Genomic DNA, 22,920 nt, shown 5'->3' with positions numbered 1-22,920 from the left:
CATGCAACTACGGCAGCAGACCCGTCTCCTGCGCCTCGATGACCGCGGCGTACCGGGTTCGGGCATTGAGCTTCGCCATGAGCGCCTTCATATACGCCTTGACGGTGAGCACGGTGAGACCGAGCGCCTCGGCGACCTCCCGGTTCGTCATGCCCGTCGCCACGAGCGCCAGGACATCGGTCTCCCGCTCGGTCAGAGATACCGGCACCGTCGGCTCACGCTGCTCGGGCAGCGCGAGCCCCTCGGCGATCTCACGCAGCTCACGGCGCAAGCGGCTGTCGGTGACCGCGGCACTCAGTGCCCGCAGCTGCCCATGAACGGATCGGATCCGGTTGAGCAGAGTGCGGGCCGCCTCGGCGTCGCTCTCGAGCTGCTGCGTGCGGGCGACGATGAGCGCGTGCTCGAGTTCGCGGGCTTCGTCGGTCAGGGTCGAGAGGATGCGGTCGGCGATGACGGCGTCGCTGCGGAACGCGGCATAGAGAACGACCGTGGTCTCACGGTCGACGACGACCGGGGCCGCAGCGATCGCCCGCAGGCGCTCAGCCCTAATCACCCCGTCGTAGTGGTGGGAGATCGCCTCCGATTCGACATAGTCGGCCACGGCCAGGGGCCGCCGCAGAGCGACCGTGCGACCGCCGAGCCCCGCATCGTAGGACAGCGTGACGCCCGGAAGCGCACCGACAGTGGGCCCGAAGAAGTGGGAGAGGAGCAGACCGCGGGAGTCGTCGACCACCCCGCCGAAGGCGAGGTCGACACCGGTGCCGGTGCGCACGCGATCGAGCGACCGTCGAATGCGCTCGTCGTGCTCCATGCCCATCGCCGCCCCATCCGCGCCTCATCGCCTCGGCAGCACCCGCTGCCCACTTCGGAGGGTAGTCAACGATGCGCGCCTTGCCTAGTCTCGCTTCAACGACTCGACACAGCGGCCCACGGGACCACGGTGCCGTCGAGACCGGACGATGACGACCGACAGCGAGGAGCGCACAATGAACGAGGCAATGACGACCGGACAGGTGCACGAGGACGTCGCGGTGGCGCCCGCCCCGTGGCAGGAACATCCCGACATCGTGGCCGAGGTCGAGGAGCTGCGCCGTCGGTTCACGGTCGCCGACCTCTGCCTCGCCGAGGTGCTCTGTGACAGTCGCCCGGCAGCCGACACCGCGTTCGTCTGCGTCGACGAGCGACTCGACCCCTACCGCCTCACGTTCGGCGAACTCGCCGATCGCTCCCAGCGCCTTGCCGCGCTGCTTCGCGAACTCGGCGTCGGGCGCGGATCGCGAGTCGGCGTCCTCATGGAGAAGACGCGGCAGCTGCCGATCGTCCTCATGGCGCTCTGGCGCCTCGGCGCGGTCGAAGTGCCTCTGTTCACCGCCTTCGCCGGACCGGCGATCGCGACCCGAGTGACCGGGGCTGATGCCGCGCTCATCGTCGCCGATGCCGCCCAGCAGCCCAAACTCGAGGGGATCGATGTTCCCGTGCTCGGGACGGGCCCTGACCTCGACCGGGAGATCGATGCGCGTCAACCGCTCGACACCGCCGAGGCGATCGGCGGGGACGGTCTGTTCCTCCAGCTCTTTACCTCCGGCACCACGGGCACCCCCAAGGCCGTGGGTGTGCCGGGTTCCGCGCTCGCCGCCTTCATCGCCTACATGCGCTACGGTCTCGGCGTCGCCGACAACGACGTGTTCTGGAACGCGGCCGATCCCGGATGGGCCTACGGCCTCTACTACGGCATCGTCGGACCGCTCGCCATCGGTGTGCCCAACATCCTCTTCGCCGGCGGCTTCGACCCCGCGACGACCGGGCGCCTCCTCGACGAGCTGCAGGTGTCCAACCTCGCGGCCGCCCCCACCATCTACCGCGCCCTGAAGAAGTCGGGCATCACCGCTGCCGCACCCCTGCGCGCAGCCTCCTCGGCGGGAGAGCCGCTGACCGCGGACGTCGTCGACTGGGCACCGGGAGCGCTCGGGGTGACGGTGCGAGACCACTGGGGACAGACCGAACAGGGCATGGCCATCGGCAACGCGTGGGACGAGCGTCTTCGCTCCACGGTCGCCGACCGGTCGATGGGGCAGGCGCTGCCCGGGTTCGTCGCCGGTACGACCGGCGGGTCGATCACGCTCTCGGTCGAGGACAGCCCGCTGATGTGGTTCACCGGCTACGTCGACGCACCACGCCAGACGGCGGAGCGGTTCACGCCGGATCGCCGGTGGTACTTCACCGGCGATATGGGCCGGGCGGAAGGACCGGACTTCTTCTTCGCCTCCCGCGACGACGACATCATCCTGGCCGCCGGCTACCGAATCGCCCCCTTCGACATCGAGAGCATCCTCGTCACCGACGACGCCGTTGTCGAGGCTGCCGTCGTCGGACGCCCGGATGAGGTGCGAGGCGAGGTCATCGAGGCCTTCGTCGTCCTCGGGGACTCCTCCGACACCGACGACCTCGTCGAACGGCTGCAGAACGCCGTGCGCACCACGTACGGCGCACACGCGTATCCGCGCCGGGTCCACATCGTCGACGAGCTGCCGAAGACGCCGAGCGGAAAGATCCAGCGCTTCGTCCTCCGAGATCTCAAGGTCTGAGATCTCAAGGTCTCAGCCGCCCCGTAGGATGGTGGGGATGACGGATGCAGCGCGCGACAGATCCCACACCCCCACTCCTGCGGTGCTCGGGGCGCTGCTGCTCGCGTCCGCGCGCACGACCGATACGACACCGGCGACCACGGCATCGACCGAGGCCGCCGCACCGGCCGGCACCACCGTGGGCCTCGATGCGCCGGATGAGACGATCCTCGCCGAGGTGGAGGCGACGCTGTCCGCCCAGTTCCCCGACGATGCGGCACTCGTCGATCGCACCGTCACCGAGGTGGCCGAGGCGATCGGCTCCATCCGCCGTCGTGACACGAAGCCCGGCCTGACCGCGGCACGCTACGACGCCGAGCGCACCGCGCTGCTGCGTCACCTCGGCATCGGCTCGGGCAAGGGCGCGAGCCTCTGGCCGCCGACGAGTCAGACCGCCGTCCAGCGGTTCGGATCGTGGAACGATGCGCTCACGGCCGCGGGACTGGCGACGAGCAGCACGGGCCGCGCGAAAGGGCAGCTGCGCTTCGACGCCGCTGCCTACGATCGGGCGATCGCCGCCTTCGTCGCCGACTGCGAATCCCGCGGCGTCGGCGCCACGTACAAGGAGTACGGGGAGTACGCGACGGCGCACAAGGGCGAGGTGCCCTCGGCTGCCGCGGTGCGGAAGTTCTACGGAAGCTGGAACGCGGCGCTCGCCTCGGCGACCTGACCCGATCGCGGAGCCGTCGTCGCGACGGAACCGATGGTATCGATGCCGACCCGCGCTGACGGCGTCGGAACCCTGACCTCGACGGCCGCCTGCCCTGTGAGCGCGGGGCCTGCGCGGGGAAACGCCCGACTGCGTGATCCGACACGGCAAGTTCACCTGGGTGAAACTCCGGGAAAAATCCTTGAAAAATGTGCGTGAGGTTTGTAGTGTCACTGCGTCTGTACAGGTGGAATGGAACCAAGCAGGCCTGCCGGTCTGCGGGCTCCGTTCCCTAGAGAGAAGGATGGAATCATGGTTGTCATCGGCTGGATCATCGTCGGACTGCTCGCGGGAGCGCTCGCGAAGCTCATTCTGCCCGGCAAGCAGGGTGGTGGCTGGATCAGCACCATCATCCTCGGTGTCATCGGCGCCTTCGTCGGTGGCCTCCTCTTCGGCCTCTTCGGCGGCAAGGGAATCGGCGCAGTCTTCTCGGATCCCTGGTCGTGGGGTTCGTTCTTCATCGCCGTCATCGGCGCGATCGTGTTCTCGTTCGTCTGGGGACTGATCATCAAGAACCGCAGCAAGAACGCTGCCTGACCACGATCCGGTCTCTTCCGGATCACCTGTTGGAACAACGAAAGGATATCGCCATGAGCGCGAAGGACAAGTTCGACAACAAGGCCCAGGAGCTCAAGGGCAAGGCCAAGGACGCCACCGGCAAGCTCATCAACAACGAGCAGATGCAGGCCGAGGGCAAGGCCGACCAGGCCGCCGCCGGCACCAAGCAGGCCGGTGAGAAGCTCAAGGACACCGCGAAGGACGTCACCGACCGTCGCTGAATGACAAGCGCTGATCGCTGATCAGCGAGTCCTGGCTCCGGTGATCTCACACCGGACAGCGGCTCGGTCGCGCTGCGTCATCTGCGGCGGTCCCAGCAGCGCAGGGGCGAGTGCACTCAAGTGCACTCGCCCCTGTTGCGTTCGCGGCGTGCTGAAGCCGCGGCAGGGGTCTCGCCGCGACGGTCGAAGAGGTCTACTCTCGCACCTGAGGGCGTTCCCAACCCCGCGGTCGCTCAGCCAGAGGAGTCAGCCATGTCGGAATCACGCACAGTCACCACGGTGGAGGAACTCCAGGCCGCCCTCGCCGAGGCGGTCCCCGAGATCCGCGTGGACGGCACGATCACCGGATGCACCCGCATCGTCATGCCGCCCGGATCGGCGCTGCGCGGCGGCCGCCTCGAGTTCGGTTCGAAGGGCGTGCTGATGACGAAGGACAACACGCTCGAGGACATCGAGCTCGTCGTGCCCGACTACGAGGCCGCGGTCTACGCCGACACCGAACAGCGCGAGTGGGGAACCCTGCGCCTCCACAACGTCACGACCACCGGTCAGGTCTCCCTCATCGCCGAGGACGGTGTGCGCTCCGGTCACATCGACATCGACACGCTCACCATCACCGCTGCCGACGTGCGCGGACGGCTGCGCCGCCCCTTCAGCTACGGCGTCGAAGCCCTCCAGGGAGCACTGACGATCTGGAATCGACAGTCGCACTCCGCGGTCAAGATCACCGCCGAGGCGGTCAACGTCTCCGCCGGCACGGAGGACGAGCCCGTGCGCGGCAGCGGCGTCTTCGTCGGCGGCTTCGGCATCCTCGGCGATGAGACCGTCCCACGCGGCGGCACGCTGACCATGGGCCGGCTGACGACCGGTCCGATCCACTCCGATGGCGGCATCGTGCCCGGGACGGCCGACCTCATCAGCGCCGGCGTCTTCGTCATCACCGGCGCCACCGTCGACACCGTGACCAACGAGGGACCGGTGACGACCTACGGGCAGAACGACATGGTCCTCGACAACTGGGGCACGGTGAACCGGTGGATCGCACAGGCCCCGGTGACCTCGTACGGGCCCAGCGGCATCGGCTTCGTCAACTTCAGCGACATCGGCACCCTCACCGTGACCGGCCCCATCCGAACGTTCGGGCGAGGCGCTCGCGGATTCAACCTCTACGAGGGCACCATGGGCTCGGCCCACTTCGGCGCGATCGCCACGCACGGCGACGGGTCGATCGGCATCCAATTGGCGAAGCCGTTGCCCGAAGTCACCGTCGACGGCGACATCAGCACCGCAGGCGGTGCCGGACTCAGCCTCGTCAAAGGAGTGCAGACGTGGCTCAAGGCCGTGGGCGTGAGCATCAGACCCGGCGGCGCTGTCGATCGGCTCAGCGTCGGCGGGGCGATCAGGACCACCGGCGACGACGTCGTCACCGTCGAGATCGCCGACCGGGTGGGATCGTGGAGTGTCCCCGGCGGGATTCGCGCAGAGGGGGAGAACTCCGACGGCGTCCACGTCAGCGGGGCGGGCACCGTGCCGACGAACGTCACCATCACTGCCGCCCACGGCGCCGACATCGTCGAGGAGGATTCCGCCGGCTGACGGCAGCGCCGGGCCGCAGCGCTGGGTCACAGTGTCACGCGTTCACCGCGTCGCCGCGAAGTCCGCGAGGCGCCGGCACGCTTCCCTGATCGTCTCCGGGGACACGGCGAACGTCAGCCGCAGATAGCCCTCACCGGCGGGGCCGAACGCCGACCCGGGAATCGTGGCGAGCCCGTGGTGCCTCAGCAGCTCGAGCGCGACGTCCCACGAACTCAGACCCCAGTCCTTGACGTTGGCGAACGCGTAGAACGTCGCCTCGGGGCGCAGCACGCTCATCCCGTCGATGGCGTTGACCTCGTCGACGATGAGGTCACGGCGCTGCGCATACGACTCGACCATCGCCCCCACCACCGCCTGCGGGCCGGTGAGCGCGGCGATCGCCGCCTCCTGAACGAAGCCCGGCAGACTCGAGGTCAGCCCCTCCTGGAGCAGCGGCATCGGTGCGATGAGATCGGCAGGGGCGATGACGAACCCGCACCGCCACCCCGTCATCGCATAGGTCTTCGAGAAGCTGCCGATGACGAGGTGCCGATCGAACCCGGGCCGCACCTCGGCGATCGAAGTGAACGTCGCATCGTCGAAGACGATCTCGTCATAGACCTCATCGGAGATGATCGTGAGACCGAACTCCTCGGCGAGGTCGACGATCGCCTCGAGATCGGCCCGATCGATGACCGAGCCGAGCGGATTCGACGGAGAGTTGAGGATAATCGCCGCGGTGTGCTCGGTGACAGCGGCCCGGACAGCCTCGGCGCGGACCTTGAAGCCGCTGTCCTCGCGCACGGGTACGGGCACGGCAACCGCGCCGAGGCGGTGGATCTGACCGCGGTAGTTCGGGAAGCTCGGATCGGCGATGATGACCTCCTGCCCGGGCGAGACCGTGACATCGAGGGAGAGGGTGAGCGCCTCCATCGCACCGAAGGTGACCATGACGTTCTCGACGCCGACCGGCCGATCCCAGCGGACCGCGTACTTCTCCGCGATCGCCTGACGCAGCCCCAGGATCCCGGCATTGGCGACATAGCGGGTCTCATTGTTCTCGATCGCCCGGATCCCGGCGGCCTTGATGTGCTCCGGCGTGGGGAAGTCCGGTTCGCCGACGGTGAGCTTGACGGCATCGGGGTGGTCGAGCGCGAGGTTGAACATCCTGCGGATGTCCGAGGCCGGATACGTCTGCGCCATCGGCGAGATGCGCTGGTCCGGGGTCGTCATGATCGCACTCCTTCGTCGTCGCTGTCCTCACGCTGAGTCTGGCAGATCTCGGCCCGACCGCAAGCAGCTGGCAACCAGCCCAGCGGGCACCCAGCCCCGCACGCCCGGCCGCCCCGCGCACTGACGCAGTGGAGCGACACCTACGCGCCGAACCGACACCTACGCACCGAACCGACACCTACGCACCGAACCGACACCTACGCACCGAACCGACACCTACGCACCGAACCGACACCTACGCGCCGACCCGACGCTCCCGGCGCCCCGCGCCGCCGTTCTCCGGACGCAGAGTGTCGATCATCGAGTCCGAAATCGACACTCTGCGTCCGGAGAACGGCAGACGTGCGAGGGGGGAGTGCCCCCTGCGGGCGTGACCCGGAGGCACCCCGCTGGTGCACTGCACCCCTGAACCCGCCACCGGATTCCCTGCCTGGAACGACCTGGCGTCGGGGGAGACGCCCCTACTCGGCGAGGCCGGCGAGCCGCGCACCGAAACGGGCGAGGAGACTCGTCTTCTTCGCGTCGGTGATGCGCTCCCACCCATCGGCGAGGGTGAAGATCTTGTACATCGACCGGATGCCGAGCCACCGGATCGGCTCGGGCTCCCACTGCCCCGAGACGTGGTCGTTCCATGGCAACGCGGTGAGCGGCGTCGGCGTGCCGGCCGCTCGGTCGAGCAGCGTCTTCGCCGCCAGATGCGTCGCCGTCACCCCGTGCCCGGCATACCCGCGGGCCACGCCGATGCGCTGCGCGGGGTCGAAGAAGATCCCGGCGCACCAGTCGCGCGTCACCCCGAGCGCACCCCGCCACGCGTGGGCGATCTCGACATCGAGGGTCGGGAAGAGCGAGGACAGGCGCGTGCGGAGCAGGTCGACCACCTCGGCGGGGACCCGCCCGTCACCGGGCAGGCCCGAGCCGAAGGCGTACGGGGCGCCCCGCCCGCCGAGGGCGATCCGATCGTCGGCGGTGCGCTGCGCGTAGATGAAGGTGTGCGCGGCATCGCCGAGGCACTCCCGACCCTCCCAGCCGATCTGCTCCCACGCCTCGGCCGGCAGCGGCTCGGTGGCGATCATCGAGGAGAACACGGGGATGACCTGGCGGCCCTCGAGGCCGGGCAGGTCACCGGCGACGGTGTCGGAATACCCTTCGAGGCAGACGAAGATCGTCTCCCCGGTGACCGGGCCGCGTTCGGTCGACACGAGGCCTGTGCCGATGTGCCGGGCCCGCGTGCCCTCGCAGATCGTCACGCCGCGCTCGCGGAGGACGCGGGCGAGTCCTTCGGTGAGGAGTGCCGGGTCGATGCGCGCGGTGCCGAGCACGAAGACGCTGCCCTGCGCGTTGTCGACGTTGATCCGTGCCCTGGTCTCGGCGGCGTCGAGGACCTCCATGTCCTCAGGCCCGTAGCCGAACCGGCGGTTGCCCTCGACGAGGTCGTGGAGGCGGGCCATCCCGGCCGCGGACTGGGCGATGTCGATGTGGCCGCCGCGCACCGCCTCGGCGTCGATGCCCTCGGTCTCGAGGACGTCGAGGACCTCGTCGATCGAGTCGAAGAGTGCGGACTGGAAGGCCCTGACGCTCTCGACGCCGGTCCGTCGGGCCGAGCCGACCGGGCCGTCCGGGTCGTCGATGACGGCACGGTCGACCGCCTCGGCGAAGCGGGCGCGATTGCCGGGCATGAGCGTCGAGAGCCACCCGCCGTTGCGACCCGAGGCACCGTAGCCGACCGTCGTCGCTTCGATGACCGTGATCGCCCAGTCGGGGTGGGCCTGGCGGGCGCAGTAGGCCGACCACAGCCCGGTCATGCCGCCGCCGACGATGACGAGGTCCTGCTTGTCAGAAGGGAGTGGGGTGGGGATGGGCGCGGCCGGCGACTGCGCCAGCCAGAACGACGCCTCACCGTTGAGGTAGGTCAATGGAGCTCTCCTGTTCGAGTGCGCCCGCTTGCTGCGAGTGTACGGATTCAGTTCTATCCCAAGGTTGGTCGCGCTGTAAATGGTTGCGATCGTGCGTATTGGCATATGAAATCGCCGAGGCGGCTCCGGATTTCGTGCTCGCGTTCCGGTCCCGATGACTACACTGGGCGCATGAGCGCAGCGGAGCCGATCGACACGACCACCTACCCTCTCGACCACGAACCGATCGAGGAGTGGCAGCGCCTCGACCCCGCCGAGGCTGAGGGGCCCGCCGCGGAAACGACGACGGCGTTCGCCGAGCTCGGGACGATCGGCGACGTCGACTACGGACTGTGGGAGATGAGCACGGGCGCGATGCGCGATGTCGAGGGCGACGAGGTCTTCCTCGTCCTCTCCGGTGCCGGTCGCATCGAATTCGACGACCCCGTGCAGGAGCCGGTCGCGCTGGCACCCGGCTCTCTCGTCCGCCTGACCGCGGGGATGAAGACGCGGTGGTACATCGAAAAGTCCCCGCTGCGGAAGCTCTTCATCGCCCCGAGCGAGGACTGACGCCGAGCCCAGCCCGCGGGTGACGCCGGCCCTCAGGCCGCCTCGGCGATGAGGGATTCGATCGCGGCGACGGCACCGGTGATCGCGAGCTCGAGACCCCTGGCCGAACGGTCATCGTCGTCGCCGAACGGCACCGCACGCTGCAGGTGCGGGACCGCATGATCGCCCGGCTGCCACATCGGCACCGGGGCACCGCGATCGAGCGCCGATCCGAGGACGACCGCGTCGAGCATCGAGACGACGTCGACCTGGTCCTCGGCGGGGATGCCGATCTCGTCGAGGATCGCGAATGCGACCTCGTAGATCCGCAGCGTCGGAAGGTCGTCGACCGGGGAGCCGACGAGCAGCGGCATCGCAGCGGGCAGCTTCGCCATGTTCGCCCGGTAGCTGCGGATCCACGCCCGCAGCCGGCCCTGCCACGGGGTGCCCTCCGCGGTCGCGGCACCCAGGTCGATGCGACCGTAGAGCGCCTCGCGCATGAGGTTGATGATCTCGTCGCGACCGCCCCGGACGTGGTGGTAGAGCGATGACGGGTTGACCCCGAGCTCCTTCGCGATCCCGGGAATCGTGAAATCGTGATCGCGCTCGACCATCGTCAGGGCCGCCTCGGCGATGATGCTGGGGGAGAGGATGTTCTTGCTCGGTCGCGCCATGGCGTCATTCTCTCAGAGCGTTGCGCATCCCCTCCCGTCAGGAGGCGGTCAGTGGACGATGACCGTCCGGCCCTGGGCCCCCGCGCGCATCGCGTCGAAGGCCGCATTGGCCTCGTCGAGGCCGACCCGATCGGTGATGAGACGGTCGATCGGCAGCTTCCCCGCGCGGTAGAGCTCGGCGAGCAGCGGGAAGTCGCGGCCGGGAACCGTCGACCCGTAGTTCGAGCCGACGAGCCGCTTGCCCTCCTCGGCCAGGAGCAGAGCGTCGATGGAGACCGGATCGTCCTCCGGGGGCAGGCCGACGACGACGGCGGTGCCGCCGGGCATCAGGCACTCAGGCATCTGCTCGATCGTCTGGCGCCGGCCGATCGCCTCGAACGCGTAGTCGACGCCGGTCCCGGTGAGCGCGGCGACCTCGGCGGCGAGGTCCGGTCCCGATGTCAGCGTGTGCGTGGCACCGAACGATGACGCCAGCGCGAGCGCTTCGTCGGAGATGTCGGCGGCGATGATCGGGTTCGCCCCGGCCAGGGCGAGGGACATGATGATGCTCAGCCCCACCCCGCCGGCGCCGATGACGAGCGCCGAGCGGCCGGGTTCGACCGCGGCGTCGTTGGCGACGGCGCCGAAGCCGGTGGCGATCGAGCATCCGATGAGGGCGGCGACGTCGAAGGGGACGTCGTCGGGGATCTTCACCGCCGCCTGTTGCGCGACGACGGTGTACTCGCTCATCGACCCGACGGCGAGGTACGGGTAGACGGGGTCATCCTCCTGCGCGAACGCCGTCGTCCCGTCGGGCAGGAGCCCGGCCGAGGCGCCGCTGCCCGTGCATACCCACATGCGGCCGGCGCGGCAGGCCGCGCACTGCAGGCAGGGGTAGAACCAGCTGAGGACGACGTGGTCGCCGACGTCGAGGTCGGTCACGCCCTCCCCGGTGGCGACGACGGTGCCGGCCCCCTCGTGGCCCATGACGGTGGGGCTCGGCAGGTTCCAGTCGCCGTCGAGGACGTGCCGGTCGGAGCCGCACACCCCCGAGGCCCCCAGCTTGACGAGGACCTGGCCAGGGCCGGGATCGCGGACGACCACCTCGGCGATGGTGAGGTCGGGTCCGGCGGTGTGGATGGCGGCACGTGAAGCGGTGGGCATGTCTCTCCTTGGTGATGGTGCGTGGTGCGGTGGGCTGACGGGGAACGGAGGGCTCGACGAGGCGGTCGGTCCTCAGCGGACCGGATGCCGGGAGGCGTAGGCGACCCGGAAGATCAGGAGGTAGACGACGGCTGCGACGAGCGCGGCGGGCAGGGCGGCGGTGATGACCGAGAACGCCGGTGCGGTCTCGAGCGTGACGGGGTTGTAGAGCCACATGTAGAAGGCGGCGCCGGCGATCACGGCGACAATCCCCGCCCAGTTGACCCCGCCCGTGTACGCGTAGAGCCGGCCGTGCCCGCCGAGGTGGAGCTCGCGCAGGTCGATGTGCTGGCGGCGGAGGACGAAGTAGTCGGCGAGTGCGACGCCGCAGATCGCGGTGAGGAATGCTCCCGAGAACGACACGAACACCATGAACTGTTCGTACATGAACTGGGGGAAGAACGTCATGAGGGCGGGCAGGACGAAGAAGGCCGCCGTGAGGGCCTTCCACGGCACCCGTCTCAGCGCGTGACCGGCGGACTGGCGGATCGCGAGGATCGTCGAATAGACGATCGAGGACATCGACGTGATGTTGGCGAACCCGATGAAGGCGAGCACTGCGACCCCGAGGATCGGCCCGCCCAGCGGCACCATCCAATACGTCGGATCGGAGTCGCCGATCGTCAGGGCCGCGGCCATCCCGACGGCCTGGGCGATGAGGGTGGCGAAGAACAGGGCGCCGAAGGCGGGCCAGACGGCTGCCCGGCGGCTCTTCGTCATCCGCGCGAGTGAACCCATGACCGGGTACCACGAGACCCCGACGCCGACGTTGAACTCGACGGCGACCATGAAGTTGAGCGTCGGATCGTCGAAAGGCGCCAGTGGGGACGCGTCCCGCAGCGTGTCCCACGAGGTGGTCGCCACGAGGACGATCATCATGACGACGGTGATGATCGCCAGCCCTGGGGCGACGAACTTGTTGAACTTCCCGATCGTCACCGGGCCGCGGGAGAGGACGAACCACGCGATGCCGATGGCGACGAGGCCGCCGATCGTCACGAGCGGGCCGTACTGATCGAACTCCGCTCCGACGAGCGTGCCCGCGACCTGGCTCGTCGCGCGGCCGGCCATGACTGCGAGCAGCGACGACCAGCCCATCTCTGTGACGAGGATGACCGTGAAGACGATGAGGCCGACCCCGACGACGCCGAACGCGCCGCGCAGCAGTGTGTACTGCTCGGAGCCGTAGCGCTGAGAGGCCGGCACGGAGGCGAGCACCATGAAGCACAGGCCGATCGCGTTGCCGATGATCATCGCCGCGACACCGTCGGCGAACCCGACGAGCAGGGCGGTCGAGCCGCCGACGAGGAACGCCCACGTGGCGATCGCGAGCGCCGTGTTCACCCACGTGAAGTCCCAGCCCGACCAGGTCCGCTCGGATTTCAGGAGCGGGAACGTGCCGTAGATGTGTTCCTGCTGCAGTTCGCGGCTGACCGGGTCCTCGGCGGCCGTCGCCGCGCCGACCGTGTGATCCGGTGCCCCGTTCACAGTGCCACCACCAGCAGGCCGATGAGGCAGGCGGCGACGGCCGACCCGGTGTAGACGGTGAGCTCTGTCGCCGACAGCGGCAGACGCGAGGGATCGGTCGCCTCGGTGGATTCGACGATCGCGATTCTGCGCTCGATCTCCTCGGCGACGGCGGGTGAAGTGCCGTTCGCGGCCATGGTGGATGCGAACTCGCTGGGCGGTGTCATCGGTGACTCCTCGGGCTCTCGGTGGTCGGGTCGAGGGCAGCGGCTGCGATGCGCTCGACGAACCGGACGGCCAATAAACCAAATCCGATTTGGTTTACAATTGTCACTGACCGGCGAAGGTGCCGTCAATGGTGTCGGAAGGAAAACTTCCGCGCGGAGGAGGAGATGCTCCATGAGCAACCAGCGCACACCGGAACGTGTGGCCAGCGCGGGCCAGGCCGGCGCGGGTCCGGCAGTGGCGATCGGGATCGTCCAGGCGGCCGCCCGCATCGACGACATCGAGGGCAACCTGCGGACATTGCGGCACGGGATCGCGGAGGCACGGGACCTCGGCGCCGAGGTGGTGGTCACGCCCGAGCTCTTCGCCACCGGCTACGACCCGACTCGGGCATGGACCCATGATGGGGCGCGGGTGCGGGAGGGCCTTGCCGCCATCGCCGGTGACCTCGGGGTCGCGCTCGTCGCCTCAAGTGTCGACGAGGTCGACACCCGCCGGTTCATCGCGGCCTCGTTCTTCGACGCCTCCGGTGCTGAACTCGCCCGGGTCCACAAGCGTCACCTCTTCGACATCGAACGCGACTTCTTCACGCCGGCCGACGCCTACGGCGATGTCGTCGACTGGCGGGGCATGCGCTTCGGAATGGGCATCTGCTACGACATCGAGTACCCGGAATTCGCCCGCGCGCTCGCCGAGGCGGGAGCCGAGGTGCTGCTCGTGCCGACCGCCGTGCCCGCACCCTCCAGTGACGAGCCCCGCGATCCTGCCCTCGCGTTCTCGCCCACGCAGACCTCGACGCTGCTCGTGCCCGCGCGGGCCCTCGAGAACGGCCTCGCGATCGCCTATGCCAACCACAGCGGTGAGGGCTTCACCGCCCACAGCTGCCTCGTCAACCCCAACGGCCGCAAAGTCGATCTCCTCGACGGGGGCACCGGCGTTGCCGTCACCGTGATCAGCGCCGCGGAGATCGCCGAGGCGCGAGCCCGCAACCCCTATCTCGCCGACCTCAGGCGACTGCGGGGCTGAGGCGATCGCCCCTGAGCTGAGGACGAGTGTCCGGCGGCCTCAGCCGGCTGGCTTCCCACCCGCCCGGGCGACCACCTCGGCGATCGTCTGCGGGTCGGCGATGACGAGGCGCAGCTGCACCTTCGCAATCGTCTCGGGAGGCACGTCGTGACTGTCGTGGGGCCAGAACATCGCCTCATTGGCCACGGCGTCGAAGAGCTCGAGCACGGCCTCGGGGTCCTCGGCGATGAACCGACCGGCGGCGATGCCGTCCCGGAGGACCGCATCCATCGTCGCCCGCGCGACGTCGACGGCGGCACCCCAGGCGGGGAACTTCTCACCGACGGCCGGCGGCAGGCGGAAGAGCCAGCGCGTGTCGAACTCCCCGCCGAGCTCGATGACCATCTCATCGCGGAAGAGGCGGAACAGGTCGAGGGCGGGATCGTCGGCTGAGCGGGCGAACCTGCCGCTGAGCAGCGCCGAGGCGGCGACGCGGGTTTCGATGAGCTCGTGCCCGATCGCCTCCTTGCCCGGGAAATAGTGGAAGAGCGAGGGCTGTCGGATGCCGACGGCCTCGGTGATCGCCCGCGTGCTCGCCCCCTGATAGCCGAGTTCGGAGAAGAGCCGGGCCGCTTCGCGCAGGATCCGCTCTCTCGTATCCCCGGTGCTGCTCGCGTTCGTCGGCCGTGCCATCGCCGTCCTCTCGTGGTGGGCGTCTCGAGACAGCCTATCGGCTCTTCACAGTGAACCTATCATCTGATAGATTGGCGTTTAATCTATCGACCGATAGGTTAATTCTCTGGGCACGGCGCTGTGCCCTGACCTCATCTCGTCGAAGGGACGCACCGTGGCTCTCCCTCCTGCTCACACTCCGAGCGACGCTCCGAGCGACACCCCGGGGTCGGCCGTCCGCCCCCGCGGCATCGGCACCCCCGGACTCGTCTTCTTCGTCCTCGCGGCCGCCGCGCCGCTGACGATCCTCGCCGGCTTCGTGCCTCTCGGCATGCTCGCCGGCGGTGACGCGGTCGTCCTCGGCTTCTTCTATCCCGGTCTCGTCTACCTCCTCTTCGCCGTCGGGTACACGACGATCGCCCGTCATGTGCCCGGCGGCGGGGCCTTCCTCACCTACATCGCCGCCGGCCTCGGGGCCCGCACGGGGTCGGTGGCCGGGATGGTCGCCTACGTCGGCTACCTCGGCGGGCAGATCGGATTCACCGCCTCGGCGTCGGTCTTCGCGTCCCTGACAGTCGAAGGGTTCACCGGTCTGACGGTCCCGTGGCTGCCGATCGCCCTCGTCATCACCCTCGCCGTGCTCATCCTCGGCCTGCGCCGGGTCGGGGTCGGCGCGGTGACCGTCGCCGTCCTCCTCGTCGCTGAGGCGGCGATCCTCGCGATCTTCGCCGTCGCCGTCCTCGCCCAGGGCGGCTATGAGGGGCTGACGCTCACGGCCTTCGCACCGGAGAAATGGGTGAGTGCGGCCCTGCCCGGCGTCTTCGTCCTCACCTTCGTCGCGTTCGTCGGCTTCGAGCAGACGACGGTCTACCGGACTGAGACCCGCAGCCCCAACCGCACGATCCCGCGCGCCACCTACCTCGCCGTGACCGTCCTCGTCCTCGGCTACACCTTCGGCGCCTGGGTGATCCTCCAGGCCGCCGGGGAATCGCGCCTCGCCTCCCTGCTCACCGGCGATCCCTCCCAGCTCGTGTTCTCACTCAATGACGAATTCGTCGGCACGGCGATCACGCCGATTATGCTCGTGCTCGTCGTCACGAGCTTCTTCGCAGGAGTGATCGCACTGCAGAACACCTCGTCCCGGTACCTCGTCAACCTCGCCCGCGGCGGCCTCATGCCCGCCGGCCTGTCCCAGCTCGCGGCGTCGGGCAGCCCGCTGACGGCGAACTTCGTGCAGACCGGACTCGTCCTCATCGTCCTCTGCCTCTTCGCCGTCGCCGGTGCCGACCCGTACACGCAGATCGTCACCTGGACGAACACGCCGACGATCATCGCCGTCCTCGTCCTGCAGATCCTCACCTCGCTCTCCGTCATCGTCTTCTTCCGCCGCCGGAGCCGCGGGGAGCGGGCATGGAACCGGATGATCGCCCCGCTCGCCTCCGCCGTCCTCCTTGCGCTCGCGCTCATCCTCCTCATCTCCCAGATGGGCGCTCTCACCGGTCTCGGCCCGGCAGGCAACGCCGTCATCATCGCCCCACTCGTCCTCGCCGCTGCCTGGGGTCTCGTCCGCGCCAGCCGGATCGACACGGCGCGGGCGACGCTCGCAACCCTCGGCACCGACGCAGCCATCGACCCCGACACGACCACCATCGCCGAGGTGGGGGCGACGTCCGCCCGCACCGCGGGCACCGCCTCGGCGAGGGCGATCGACCCGAACCCCGACCCGAACCCCCGCCCCGACCGAAAGGACCCCACTCCATGAGCGCACGCATCGACTACGCCTGGTCGACCCCGAGAGGACTCGTCGAACGCCCCGGCGAATACCCCGACACCACCGAACTCTGGGGCTACAGCGACCGGTTCGCCTACCGGGCCGGCGAGACCGTCGACCTCCGAGTGCACACGACGGCGGAGACCTTCGACGTCGCGATCATCCGCGACGGCGCCCGCCCCGAAACCGTCTTCACCGCCACCGGCCTGCCGGGAACACGGCAGGAGACCCCCGCGGACGCGTACGCGAGCGGGTGCGGGTGGTCGAGCTCGCTGCAGGTCGACCTGGGCGCGGACTTCACCCCCGCGTACTACCTCGTCGTCTTCTCGACAACCGATGACCACGGTCGCGACGTCGAACAGGAGTCCTTCTTCATCGTCCGCCCGGCCGGTCCCGCCGATGTCGACGTCCTCCTCGTCCACGCCACCTCGACGATGCTCGCCTATAACGACTGGGGAGGCGGCAACCACTACCGGGGGCTGCCCGACGGCGACCGCAACGACATCCCCTCCCCGTACTCGTCGATGCGGCGCCCGATCGCCCGCGGCATGCTGCGCAAACCGGTCGGCGCACCCCGCAACGCCCACCTCGACGTCAGCGTCCCCATCGGCTGGGAGCCGCGGCATCCGACGTACGAATGGGCGTGGCAGCGCGGGTACTCCCGCCACCACAACGACGCCGGCTGGGCGAACTACGAGCGTCCGTTCACGGTGTGGGCCGAGGACCAGGGCTACCGGGTCGGTCACATCACCCAGGTCGAACTCCACGCCGAACCCGACGTGCTCGACGGGTACGGCTGCGTCGTCATCGTCGGCCACGACGAGTACTGGTCGTGGGAGATGCGCGACACCCTCGACGCCTACGTCGACGCCGGCGGTCACGTCGCGCGGTTCGGCGGCAACTACGTGTGGCAGGTGCGCCTCGACCTCGATGAGGGTGTGCAGACGTGCTTCAAGGACCCGACGGCCGACCCGATCGCCGAGACCGACCCGAGCCGGCTGACGACGGCGTGGGACGCCCCGGCGATCGGCCGACCGGGGGCGGCGACGATGGGCCTGACCGGGCTCGGCGGCGCGTACATCCGATACGGCTCGGCGGTGCCCCGCGGCAGCGGCGGCTTCACCGTCTACCGGGAGAACCACTGGTCGCTGGCCGGCACCGACCTCTACTACGGCGACGTCTTTGGCCAGGCGCCGCTGTGCATCGCGGCCTTCGAGGTCGACGGCTGCGACTACACGTTCCGCCACGGCCTGCCGTATGCCACCGGCGCGGACGGGGCGCCGGAGGACCTCGAGATCATCGCGATGGCACCGGCGGTCTCCGGCGGTGAGGATCGGTGGGGCGGGCGCGTCCCGATCGGCGCGCCGGCGGCCGAACTCGCCGATCTCTTCGCCGGCATCTACCCCGACGGCCCGCCCCCGCACCACCAAGGCAACGGCTACGGATCGGCGATGATGGCCGCGTTCGCCCGCGGCGACGGCGAGGTCTACTGCGCGGGCACGACCGACTGGCCCTACGGCCTGGCCGCGAACGACCCGTTCGTCACGACGATCACCCGCAACGTCCTCGACCGCTTCATCGCCACCCCGATCGCCGGCGGGAAGACTGCCGCGACCACCGGTCACACCGCATCAGAGAAGGAGACCTCATGACCGCCACCGTCCAGACGCTCACCGAGGCGGCCGACCGAGCCGTCATCCCCGACCTCGCCGACTACGACGCCCACTCCGAAGGGTGGACGGAGACGGAATTCCAGGTCGAGACCGGGTCGAACAGCGTCGCCGGACGCTGGGCGGGCGAACCCGGCTGGGTCGAGTTCGATTCGTGGCCCTACCGGGAGTTCTGCGTCATCGTCTCCGGTCGGGTCGCCGTCGAGAGCCGCGACGGCGCCGAGCGCTTCGAGTACGGCCCCGGTGATGCGTTCACGATCCCGCAGGGTTTCGCCGGGCGCTGGGTGACGCTCGAACCGACGCGGAAGGTCTTCATCGGCGTCACAGAGTGAGGACCCCTTGACGCGGTCGTCTATCGTGTGAGGAAGGCGCCGCCCACCGCCTCGCGCGGGAAGCGGCGCCTCCCACCAGCTGCACCACCGTTCCCTGCGGCACCGCTGTCGGGGAACGGGCGTTCGAAGGAGCCGCCGATGAAGACTGCCCAGCGACTGCACGACCTCGGCACGGAGACCGCCTTCCGCGTCGCCCAGGCCGCCGCCGATTGGAAGGCGCAGGGGAATCGGGTCTATCCGTTCCACCTCGGCGATCTCGATTTTCCGATGGCCCCGCACATCGTCGAGGCGATGAACCGGGCGATCACGGACGGCAGGACCGGGTACTGTCCGGGGCCGGGGATCCCCGAGCTTCGGGCCGCGCTCGCTGAGGACATCGGATCCCGGCGCGGTCTCGACATCGATCCCGCCGAGGTGGTCGTCACGACTGGTGGCAAGCCGGTTATCACGAAGTTCCTCCAGGCGGTCATGGATCCCGGTGACTCCGTGCTCTACCCGAATCCCGGGTTCCCGATCTATGAGTCACAGATCGAATACCTCGGCGGGCGGGCGCTGCCGTACCGGTACGTGCCGACCGCCGACGGGTTCGCCATCGACCTCGACCATCTGCGGGCCTCGATCGACGAGACGACGGTGGCGATCATCTACAACGATCTGCAGAATCCCATCTCCGCGGAGTCGACGCCGGGGGAGCGGGAGGCGATCGCGCAGATCGCTGCCGAGCACGATCTCTGGGTGCTCTCCGATGAGGCGTACTTCGAGATGCGCTACGGCGGTGAGTCCGCGTCGATCGCCGCCCTGCCGGGGATGCGCGAGCGCACCGTCATCCTCTACACGTTCTCGAAGAAGTTCGCGATGACCGGGTCCCGGCTCGGGTGTGCGGTGGCCCCGAAGGAGGTCGCCGAGGCGATCTCGACGATGAACACGAACGACGAATCGTGCACGACCCACTACGTCCAGTGGGCGGGGATCGCGGCGCTGCAGGGACCGCAGGAGCCGGTCGCGGAGATGCTCGACGTGCTCCGTGCCCGCCGTGACGCCGCGTGCTCGCTCATCAACGCGATCCCCGGCATGGAGGTCGCCGTGCCGGAATCGACGTTCTACATCTTCCCCGACGTCACCGAGGCGATGGCGGTCAAGGGGATCGCGACCCTCTCCGACTTCTCCACTCAGGCCCTCCACGACACCGGGGTCTCGTTCTGCACCCGCGAGCACTTCGGTCGCCCGCAGCCGGGGGAGGAGCAGAAGTACATCCGGCTCGCGTACTCGGGTATCGGCGAGGACGATATCGTCGAAGGGCTGACGAAGCTCAGGGACTGGGTCGAGGCCGGGTGAGTCAGGGGCGGTGGGCGGTCACCGCAGACGGAACGTCGCCGTCCCCACGGCGTCGCGGACAGCGGCGAGCGTCTGCTCCGAGGTCTGGATGCTGCTGTCGATGACGTGGTCCTCGAGCTCGCCGAGGTGGCTGAACTGATACCACATCGTCGTGATCGGCTCCTCGTCGGTGAGGTCGTCGGGACCGGTGCGCGCGGTGGCGCGGTCGAGAGCGACCTCGCGGCTCGGCCGGAGGATGAGGTTGTGGACGGGCGGAGGATCAGGGTGCCGGGTGAGAACCCGGAAGTGATCGAGCATCCACGGTCCGACGATCCCATCGACGATGACGGTGTAGTCGCCCCGCGCGTAGATCTCGGCAGCGTGGACGATGACCTCCATGACCGTGTGGTTCTACGCCTCGGATTCCGGCAGGTAGGGCGGGATGGCACCGGCGGCGATGAAATGCCAGAAATCGTCGGTGTGCAGGTGGACGGATCGGGGGAAATCGTGAGCCAGGGCGCGGGCCGTCGTCGACTTCCCGGCTCCCGGAGGACCGGCGAGGATGATGATGTCGGCGCTCATGGTCGTCAGTGTACGGGCCGATTGGTTCCGCTCAGGAGACCGACCGTTCGCCGCCAGCCGATGGCCTCTGTGAGCAGGTCAGCAAGAGGAGTTGTGTCGAGGCCCTGCTCCATCTGGGCAAGTGTGTCGTCGACGGGGAGGTCGCCGGCCGCGTGTGTGCGGCGATGACATCGTGCACAGCGATCCACTTCGTCCGCCCCACCGCCGTTGCTCAACTGATGGCAGGATAGGCGCATGGCGCTCGACTTCACCCTCGTCCAGCTGAGGTACTTCCAGGAGGTGGCTCGACGAGAGAACATGACCGAGGCCGCCAAGCATCTCAATGTCACGCAGTCAGCGATTTCGACTGCGGTGGCTCAGCTCGAGCGGGTCCTCGGAATCGACCTGTTCATCCGTCGGCGGAATCGGTCAGTCTTTCTCTCAACCGCCGGGAAGCGATTCCTCGCCGAGGTGAACGCCGTGCTCGAGGCGACCGACGCCCTTGGAGAGACCGCTCTTGGCCTCGCGCGATCGCTAAGCGGAGACCTCACGGTCGGGGTGTTCTCTCCGATCGCTCCTACAAGGCTCCCGCTCATCCATGACGAGTTCGAAAGGCGCTACCCCGACGTGCGGGTGAATTACCTCGAAGCCGACCTGCAGGACCTTCAACGGGCTGTCCTCGCCGGAGACTGCGATCTCGCGCTGACTTACACCTTGGGACTGAGCGACCGCTTCGATGCCTATCTCATCGACGTCGTCGAACCGCATGTGCTCGTATCCCAGCACCACCGCCTCGGCGGGAGGGGTCGGATCCCAGCTCCGGTGCACCTGAGGGAACTCGCTGATGAGGACTACATCCAGCTCGATCTGCCGTTCAGCCGGCAGTACTACGACGAACTCTTCCGCATTGCCGGGATCGCTCCGCGAGTGCGGCATTCATTCTCGGGGTACGAAACGGTGCGGTCGTTCGTCGCGATGGGGCACGGATATTCGCTGCTCAGTCAGAGTGTGTCCTCGGGAACCTACATCGGCTCGAAGACTGTCGACGTGCCGCTCCTCGATGACTTTCCCACTATCGATCTTGCCTTCGTCTGGCCCCGCGAATTGCGCCTGAGCCGGCGGGCGCGAGCGTTCTGCGAGCTCACCGAGGAGATTCTGGGGCGACCGGACCGGGTGGCAGCGAGGTGACTCGTCCGGGCACGGCGGACGCGATGGCCCCATAGATTTTCCTGATGCCGAAGGCAAAGAGTATCTGTTGGACCAATGTGACGTTGGACGCAATGATGGGGGAAATCCGCGACGACAGCCTCGGGAGCAATGATGTCCGCAACACAGGTTCAGCAGACCGGCAAATCGACGAGTATGCAGAAGAAGGTGCTCGTCGGCGGCAGCATCGGCCAGTTCGTCGAGTTCTACGACTTCACTCTCTACGGCCTCTCGGCCGTGATCCTCTCCGAGTACTTCTTTCCGGACGGCGACCGAATCACTGGCCTGCTCGTCATCTTCGCCACGTTCGGCGTCGCATTCGTCATGCGCCCTCTTGGCGGACTCTTCTTCGGAGCCCTAGGAGACAAGGTCGGTCGTCGCAGGACCCTGACGATCACGATCTTCCTCGTCGGCATCTGCACCGCCCTGATCGGCGTCCTTCCCGGCTACGATCAGATCGGTTGGATCGCACCCACCCTGCTCATCCTTGCTCGCCTCGGCCAGGGATTCTCCGCCGGTGGAGAATCAGTCGGCGGCCCGTCGTTCGTCTATGAACATGCACCGATCGAGAAGCGCGGGCTGTGGATCAACATCACTCTGGCCGCCACGGCGCTGCCCTCGGTCTTCGCCGGTGGGCTCATCCTCCTTCTTTCGACGGTGCTCTCCGACGCGTCATTCGAGTCGTGGGGCTGGCGCATTCCGTTCCTGCTCGCATTGCCGCTCTCCGGTGTCGGCCTGTGGATCCGCTCGCGCACTGATGAGAGCGAACTCTTCAAGAAGACCGCCGAGGCGCGCCCGAAGGAGTTCAGCCCGATCCGCGAGTCGTTCCGCGAGAACTGGGTCGGCATGCTTCAGGTCTTCTTCGTTCTGGGCCTCACCGCTCTTGGCTTCTACATGCTTTCGGCCTACTTCGTCACCTACATCCAGACCGCCGGCGACCTCAATCGGGAACAGGCGCTTCTGACGAACGCCATTGCGATGGCAAGTTACACCCTCTTCCTGCCGATCGCCGGTCACTTGAGCGACCGCTTCGGGCGCAAACCGATGCTCATCGCCGGATCGATTCTCCTTGCTGTGGTGTCGATTCCCGCGTTCACCCTTGTGACGAGTGGAAACATGGGGCCGGCATTCATCGGGCAGACAATCTTCGTCCTCGCACTGTGCTGCTACGGCGGTGGATGCTACACGTTCTTCTGCGAACGTTTCTCGACGAAGACCCGCTTCACGTCAGCAGCGATCAGCTACAACATCGCCTACGCCGTCATGGGCGGCACCGCACCATTCGTCGGAACCTGGCTCGTCGACACCACGGGCGTCAATACTGCACCAGGGTTCTACATGGCCGCGTGCGCTGCAGTCGTCCTCGCTCTGATATTCATCACCCGCCTACCCGAAACCCGAGGACGTCTCGGATGACGTACAGCCAGCCTCACCAAACTGACCGCTGCGACCGAGCCTCATATGCCTCAGGTGTTATGTC

Annotated in this window: 23 protein-coding genes; 13 read left to right on the top strand and 10 right to left on the bottom strand. The window is 68.3% G+C overall.

Features of this window, described 5'->3' with window-relative positions; genetic code table 11:
* Nucleotides 1-7: 7 nt before the first annotated feature.
* Nucleotides 8-817: a LuxR C-terminal-related transcriptional regulator gene (locus FJ887_RS10810; protein ID WP_140955385.1), complete on the bottom strand. Its 810-nt coding sequence runs from the start codon at nt 815-817 to the stop codon at nt 8-10.
* Between the two features lie 169 nt (nt 818-986).
* Here FJ887_RS10810 and FJ887_RS10805 point away from each other — a divergent pair, with 169 nt between their 5' ends.
* From FJ887_RS10805 to FJ887_RS10785, 5 genes are all read left to right on the top strand, one after another.
* Nucleotides 987-2,585 carry an AMP-binding protein gene (locus FJ887_RS10805; RefSeq protein WP_249356883.1) on the top strand — a complete coding sequence of 533 codons (1,599 nt, stop codon included), beginning with the start codon at nt 987-989 and terminating at the stop codon, nt 2,583-2,585.
* A 37-nt stretch (nt 2,586-2,622) separates the two neighbouring features.
* Nucleotides 2,623-3,294: a homing endonuclease associated repeat-containing protein gene (locus FJ887_RS10800; protein WP_249356882.1), complete on the top strand. Its 672-nt coding sequence runs from the start codon at nt 2,623-2,625 to the stop codon at nt 3,292-3,294.
* A gap of 291 nt (nt 3,295-3,585) precedes the next feature.
* Entirely contained in the window at nt 3,586-3,870 is a 285-nt protein-coding gene (locus tag FJ887_RS10795) for a GlsB/YeaQ/YmgE family stress response membrane protein (protein WP_137826598.1), read from the top strand.
* A 53-nt stretch (nt 3,871-3,923) separates the two neighbouring features.
* Nucleotides 3,924-4,112: a CsbD family protein gene (locus FJ887_RS10790; RefSeq protein WP_137826597.1), complete on the top strand. Its 189-nt coding sequence runs from the start codon at nt 3,924-3,926 to the stop codon at nt 4,110-4,112.
* A 252-nt stretch (nt 4,113-4,364) separates the two neighbouring features.
* Nucleotides 4,365-5,708 carry a hypothetical protein gene (locus FJ887_RS10785; protein ID WP_137826596.1) on the top strand — a complete coding sequence of 448 codons (1,344 nt, stop codon included), beginning with the start codon at nt 4,365-4,367 and terminating at the stop codon, nt 5,706-5,708.
* Between the two features lie 42 nt (nt 5,709-5,750).
* Here the strand turns inward: FJ887_RS10785 and FJ887_RS10780 are convergent, their stop codons facing one another.
* Together FJ887_RS10780 and FJ887_RS10775 are read right to left on the bottom strand one after the other, a co-directional pair.
* Nucleotides 5,751-6,920 (bottom strand): pyridoxal phosphate-dependent aminotransferase, encoded by a 1,170-nt coding sequence (locus FJ887_RS10780; protein ID WP_137826595.1) that lies wholly within the window; start codon nt 6,918-6,920, stop codon nt 5,751-5,753.
* A 461-nt stretch (nt 6,921-7,381) separates the two neighbouring features.
* Nucleotides 7,382-8,833, bottom strand: coding sequence for an NAD(P)/FAD-dependent oxidoreductase (locus FJ887_RS10775; RefSeq protein WP_140955384.1), 1,452 nt, complete (start codon nt 8,831-8,833; stop codon nt 7,382-7,384).
* A gap of 171 nt (nt 8,834-9,004) precedes the next feature.
* Here FJ887_RS10775 and FJ887_RS10770 point away from each other — a divergent pair, with 171 nt between their 5' ends.
* A complete protein-coding gene (locus tag FJ887_RS10770) occupies nt 9,005-9,382 on the top strand; it encodes a cupin domain-containing protein (protein WP_137825048.1) in 378 nt (125 codons plus the stop codon).
* A 32-nt stretch (nt 9,383-9,414) separates the two neighbouring features.
* On the opposite strand, the gene FJ887_RS10765 is transcribed toward FJ887_RS10770, so the two are convergent.
* From FJ887_RS10765 to FJ887_RS10750, 4 genes are all read right to left on the bottom strand, one after another.
* Nucleotides 9,415-10,035: a TetR/AcrR family transcriptional regulator gene (locus FJ887_RS10765; protein WP_137825047.1), complete on the bottom strand. Its 621-nt coding sequence runs from the start codon at nt 10,033-10,035 to the stop codon at nt 9,415-9,417.
* A gap of 48 nt (nt 10,036-10,083) precedes the next feature.
* Complete coding sequence (locus FJ887_RS10760) at nt 10,084-11,178, bottom strand: alcohol dehydrogenase catalytic domain-containing protein (protein ID WP_137825046.1); 1,095 nt, start codon at nt 11,176-11,178, stop codon at nt 10,084-10,086.
* 72 nt (nt 11,179-11,250) lie between these two features.
* A complete protein-coding gene (locus FJ887_RS10755; protein WP_171007015.1) occupies nt 11,251-12,705 on the bottom strand; it encodes a purine-cytosine permease family protein in 1,455 nt (484 codons plus the stop codon).
* Nucleotides 12,702-12,911 carry a hypothetical protein gene (locus tag FJ887_RS10750; RefSeq protein ID WP_171007014.1) on the bottom strand — a complete coding sequence of 70 codons (210 nt, stop codon included), beginning with the start codon at nt 12,909-12,911 and terminating at the stop codon, nt 12,702-12,704. The genes FJ887_RS10755 and FJ887_RS10750 overlap by 4 nt, the downstream gene beginning before the upstream one ends.
* 172 nt (nt 12,912-13,083) lie before the next feature.
* Between FJ887_RS10750 and FJ887_RS10745 the strand changes: the two genes are divergently transcribed.
* On the top strand, nt 13,084-13,935 hold the full coding sequence (locus FJ887_RS10745; protein ID WP_171007013.1) for a carbon-nitrogen hydrolase family protein: 852 nt from the start codon (nt 13,084-13,086) through the stop codon (nt 13,933-13,935).
* Between the two features lie 39 nt (nt 13,936-13,974).
* Here the strand turns inward: FJ887_RS10745 and FJ887_RS10740 are convergent, their stop codons facing one another.
* Nucleotides 13,975-14,607 (bottom strand): TetR/AcrR family transcriptional regulator, encoded by a 633-nt coding sequence (locus FJ887_RS10740; protein WP_137825043.1) that lies wholly within the window; start codon nt 14,605-14,607, stop codon nt 13,975-13,977.
* A gap of 154 nt (nt 14,608-14,761) precedes the next feature.
* Between FJ887_RS10740 and FJ887_RS10735 the strand changes: the two genes are divergently transcribed.
* From FJ887_RS10735 to FJ887_RS10720, 4 genes are all read left to right on the top strand, one after another.
* Complete coding sequence (locus tag FJ887_RS10735) at nt 14,762-16,348, top strand: APC family permease (protein WP_137825042.1); 1,587 nt, start codon at nt 14,762-14,764, stop codon at nt 16,346-16,348.
* A complete protein-coding gene (locus tag FJ887_RS10730; protein ID WP_137825041.1) occupies nt 16,345-18,009 on the top strand; it encodes a N,N-dimethylformamidase beta subunit family domain-containing protein in 1,665 nt (554 codons plus the stop codon). The genes FJ887_RS10735 and FJ887_RS10730 overlap by 4 nt, the downstream gene beginning before the upstream one ends.
* A complete protein-coding gene (locus FJ887_RS10725; RefSeq protein ID WP_137825040.1) occupies nt 18,006-18,359 on the top strand; it encodes a cupin domain-containing protein in 354 nt (117 codons plus the stop codon). Before FJ887_RS10730 ends, FJ887_RS10725 begins: the two co-directional genes overlap by 4 nt.
* 138 nt (nt 18,360-18,497) lie before the next feature.
* Complete coding sequence (locus tag FJ887_RS10720) at nt 18,498-19,694, top strand: pyridoxal phosphate-dependent aminotransferase (RefSeq protein WP_137825039.1); 1,197 nt, start codon at nt 18,498-18,500, stop codon at nt 19,692-19,694.
* 18 nt (nt 19,695-19,712) lie between these two features.
* Here FJ887_RS10720 and FJ887_RS10715 read toward each other — a convergent pair whose 3' ends face one another.
* Together FJ887_RS10715 and FJ887_RS10710 are read right to left on the bottom strand one after the other, a co-directional pair.
* Nucleotides 19,713-20,072, bottom strand: coding sequence for a hypothetical protein (locus tag FJ887_RS10715; RefSeq protein WP_212743296.1), 360 nt, complete (start codon nt 20,070-20,072; stop codon nt 19,713-19,715).
* Nucleotides 20,073-20,084: 12 nt separating this feature from the next.
* The gene (locus tag FJ887_RS10710; RefSeq protein ID WP_212743295.1) at nt 20,085-20,255 is read right to left on the bottom strand and encodes a zeta toxin family protein; all 171 of its coding nucleotides are present in this window, start codon (nt 20,253-20,255) and stop codon (nt 20,085-20,087) included.
* Nucleotides 20,256-20,489: 234 nt separating this feature from the next.
* Here FJ887_RS10710 and FJ887_RS10705 point away from each other — a divergent pair, with 234 nt between their 5' ends.
* Both FJ887_RS10705 and FJ887_RS10700 read left to right on the top strand, forming a co-directional pair.
* Nucleotides 20,490-21,422 (top strand): LysR substrate-binding domain-containing protein, encoded by a 933-nt coding sequence (locus tag FJ887_RS10705; RefSeq protein WP_140955383.1) that lies wholly within the window; start codon nt 20,490-20,492, stop codon nt 21,420-21,422.
* Between the two features lie 132 nt (nt 21,423-21,554).
* Nucleotides 21,555-22,856 (top strand): MFS transporter, encoded by a 1,302-nt coding sequence (locus FJ887_RS10700; protein ID WP_250786219.1) that lies wholly within the window; start codon nt 21,555-21,557, stop codon nt 22,854-22,856.
* The last annotated feature ends 64 nt before the right edge of the window (nt 22,857-22,920 follow it).

Origin of the sequence: Brevibacterium sp. XM4083 (assembly GCF_006489205.2) — a bacterium.
Classification (GTDB): Bacteria; Actinomycetota; Actinomycetes; order Actinomycetales; family Brevibacteriaceae; genus Brevibacterium.
Note: the sequence above shows the minus strand (reverse complement) of the source record. Positions and strands in the feature narration are given on the sequence as shown.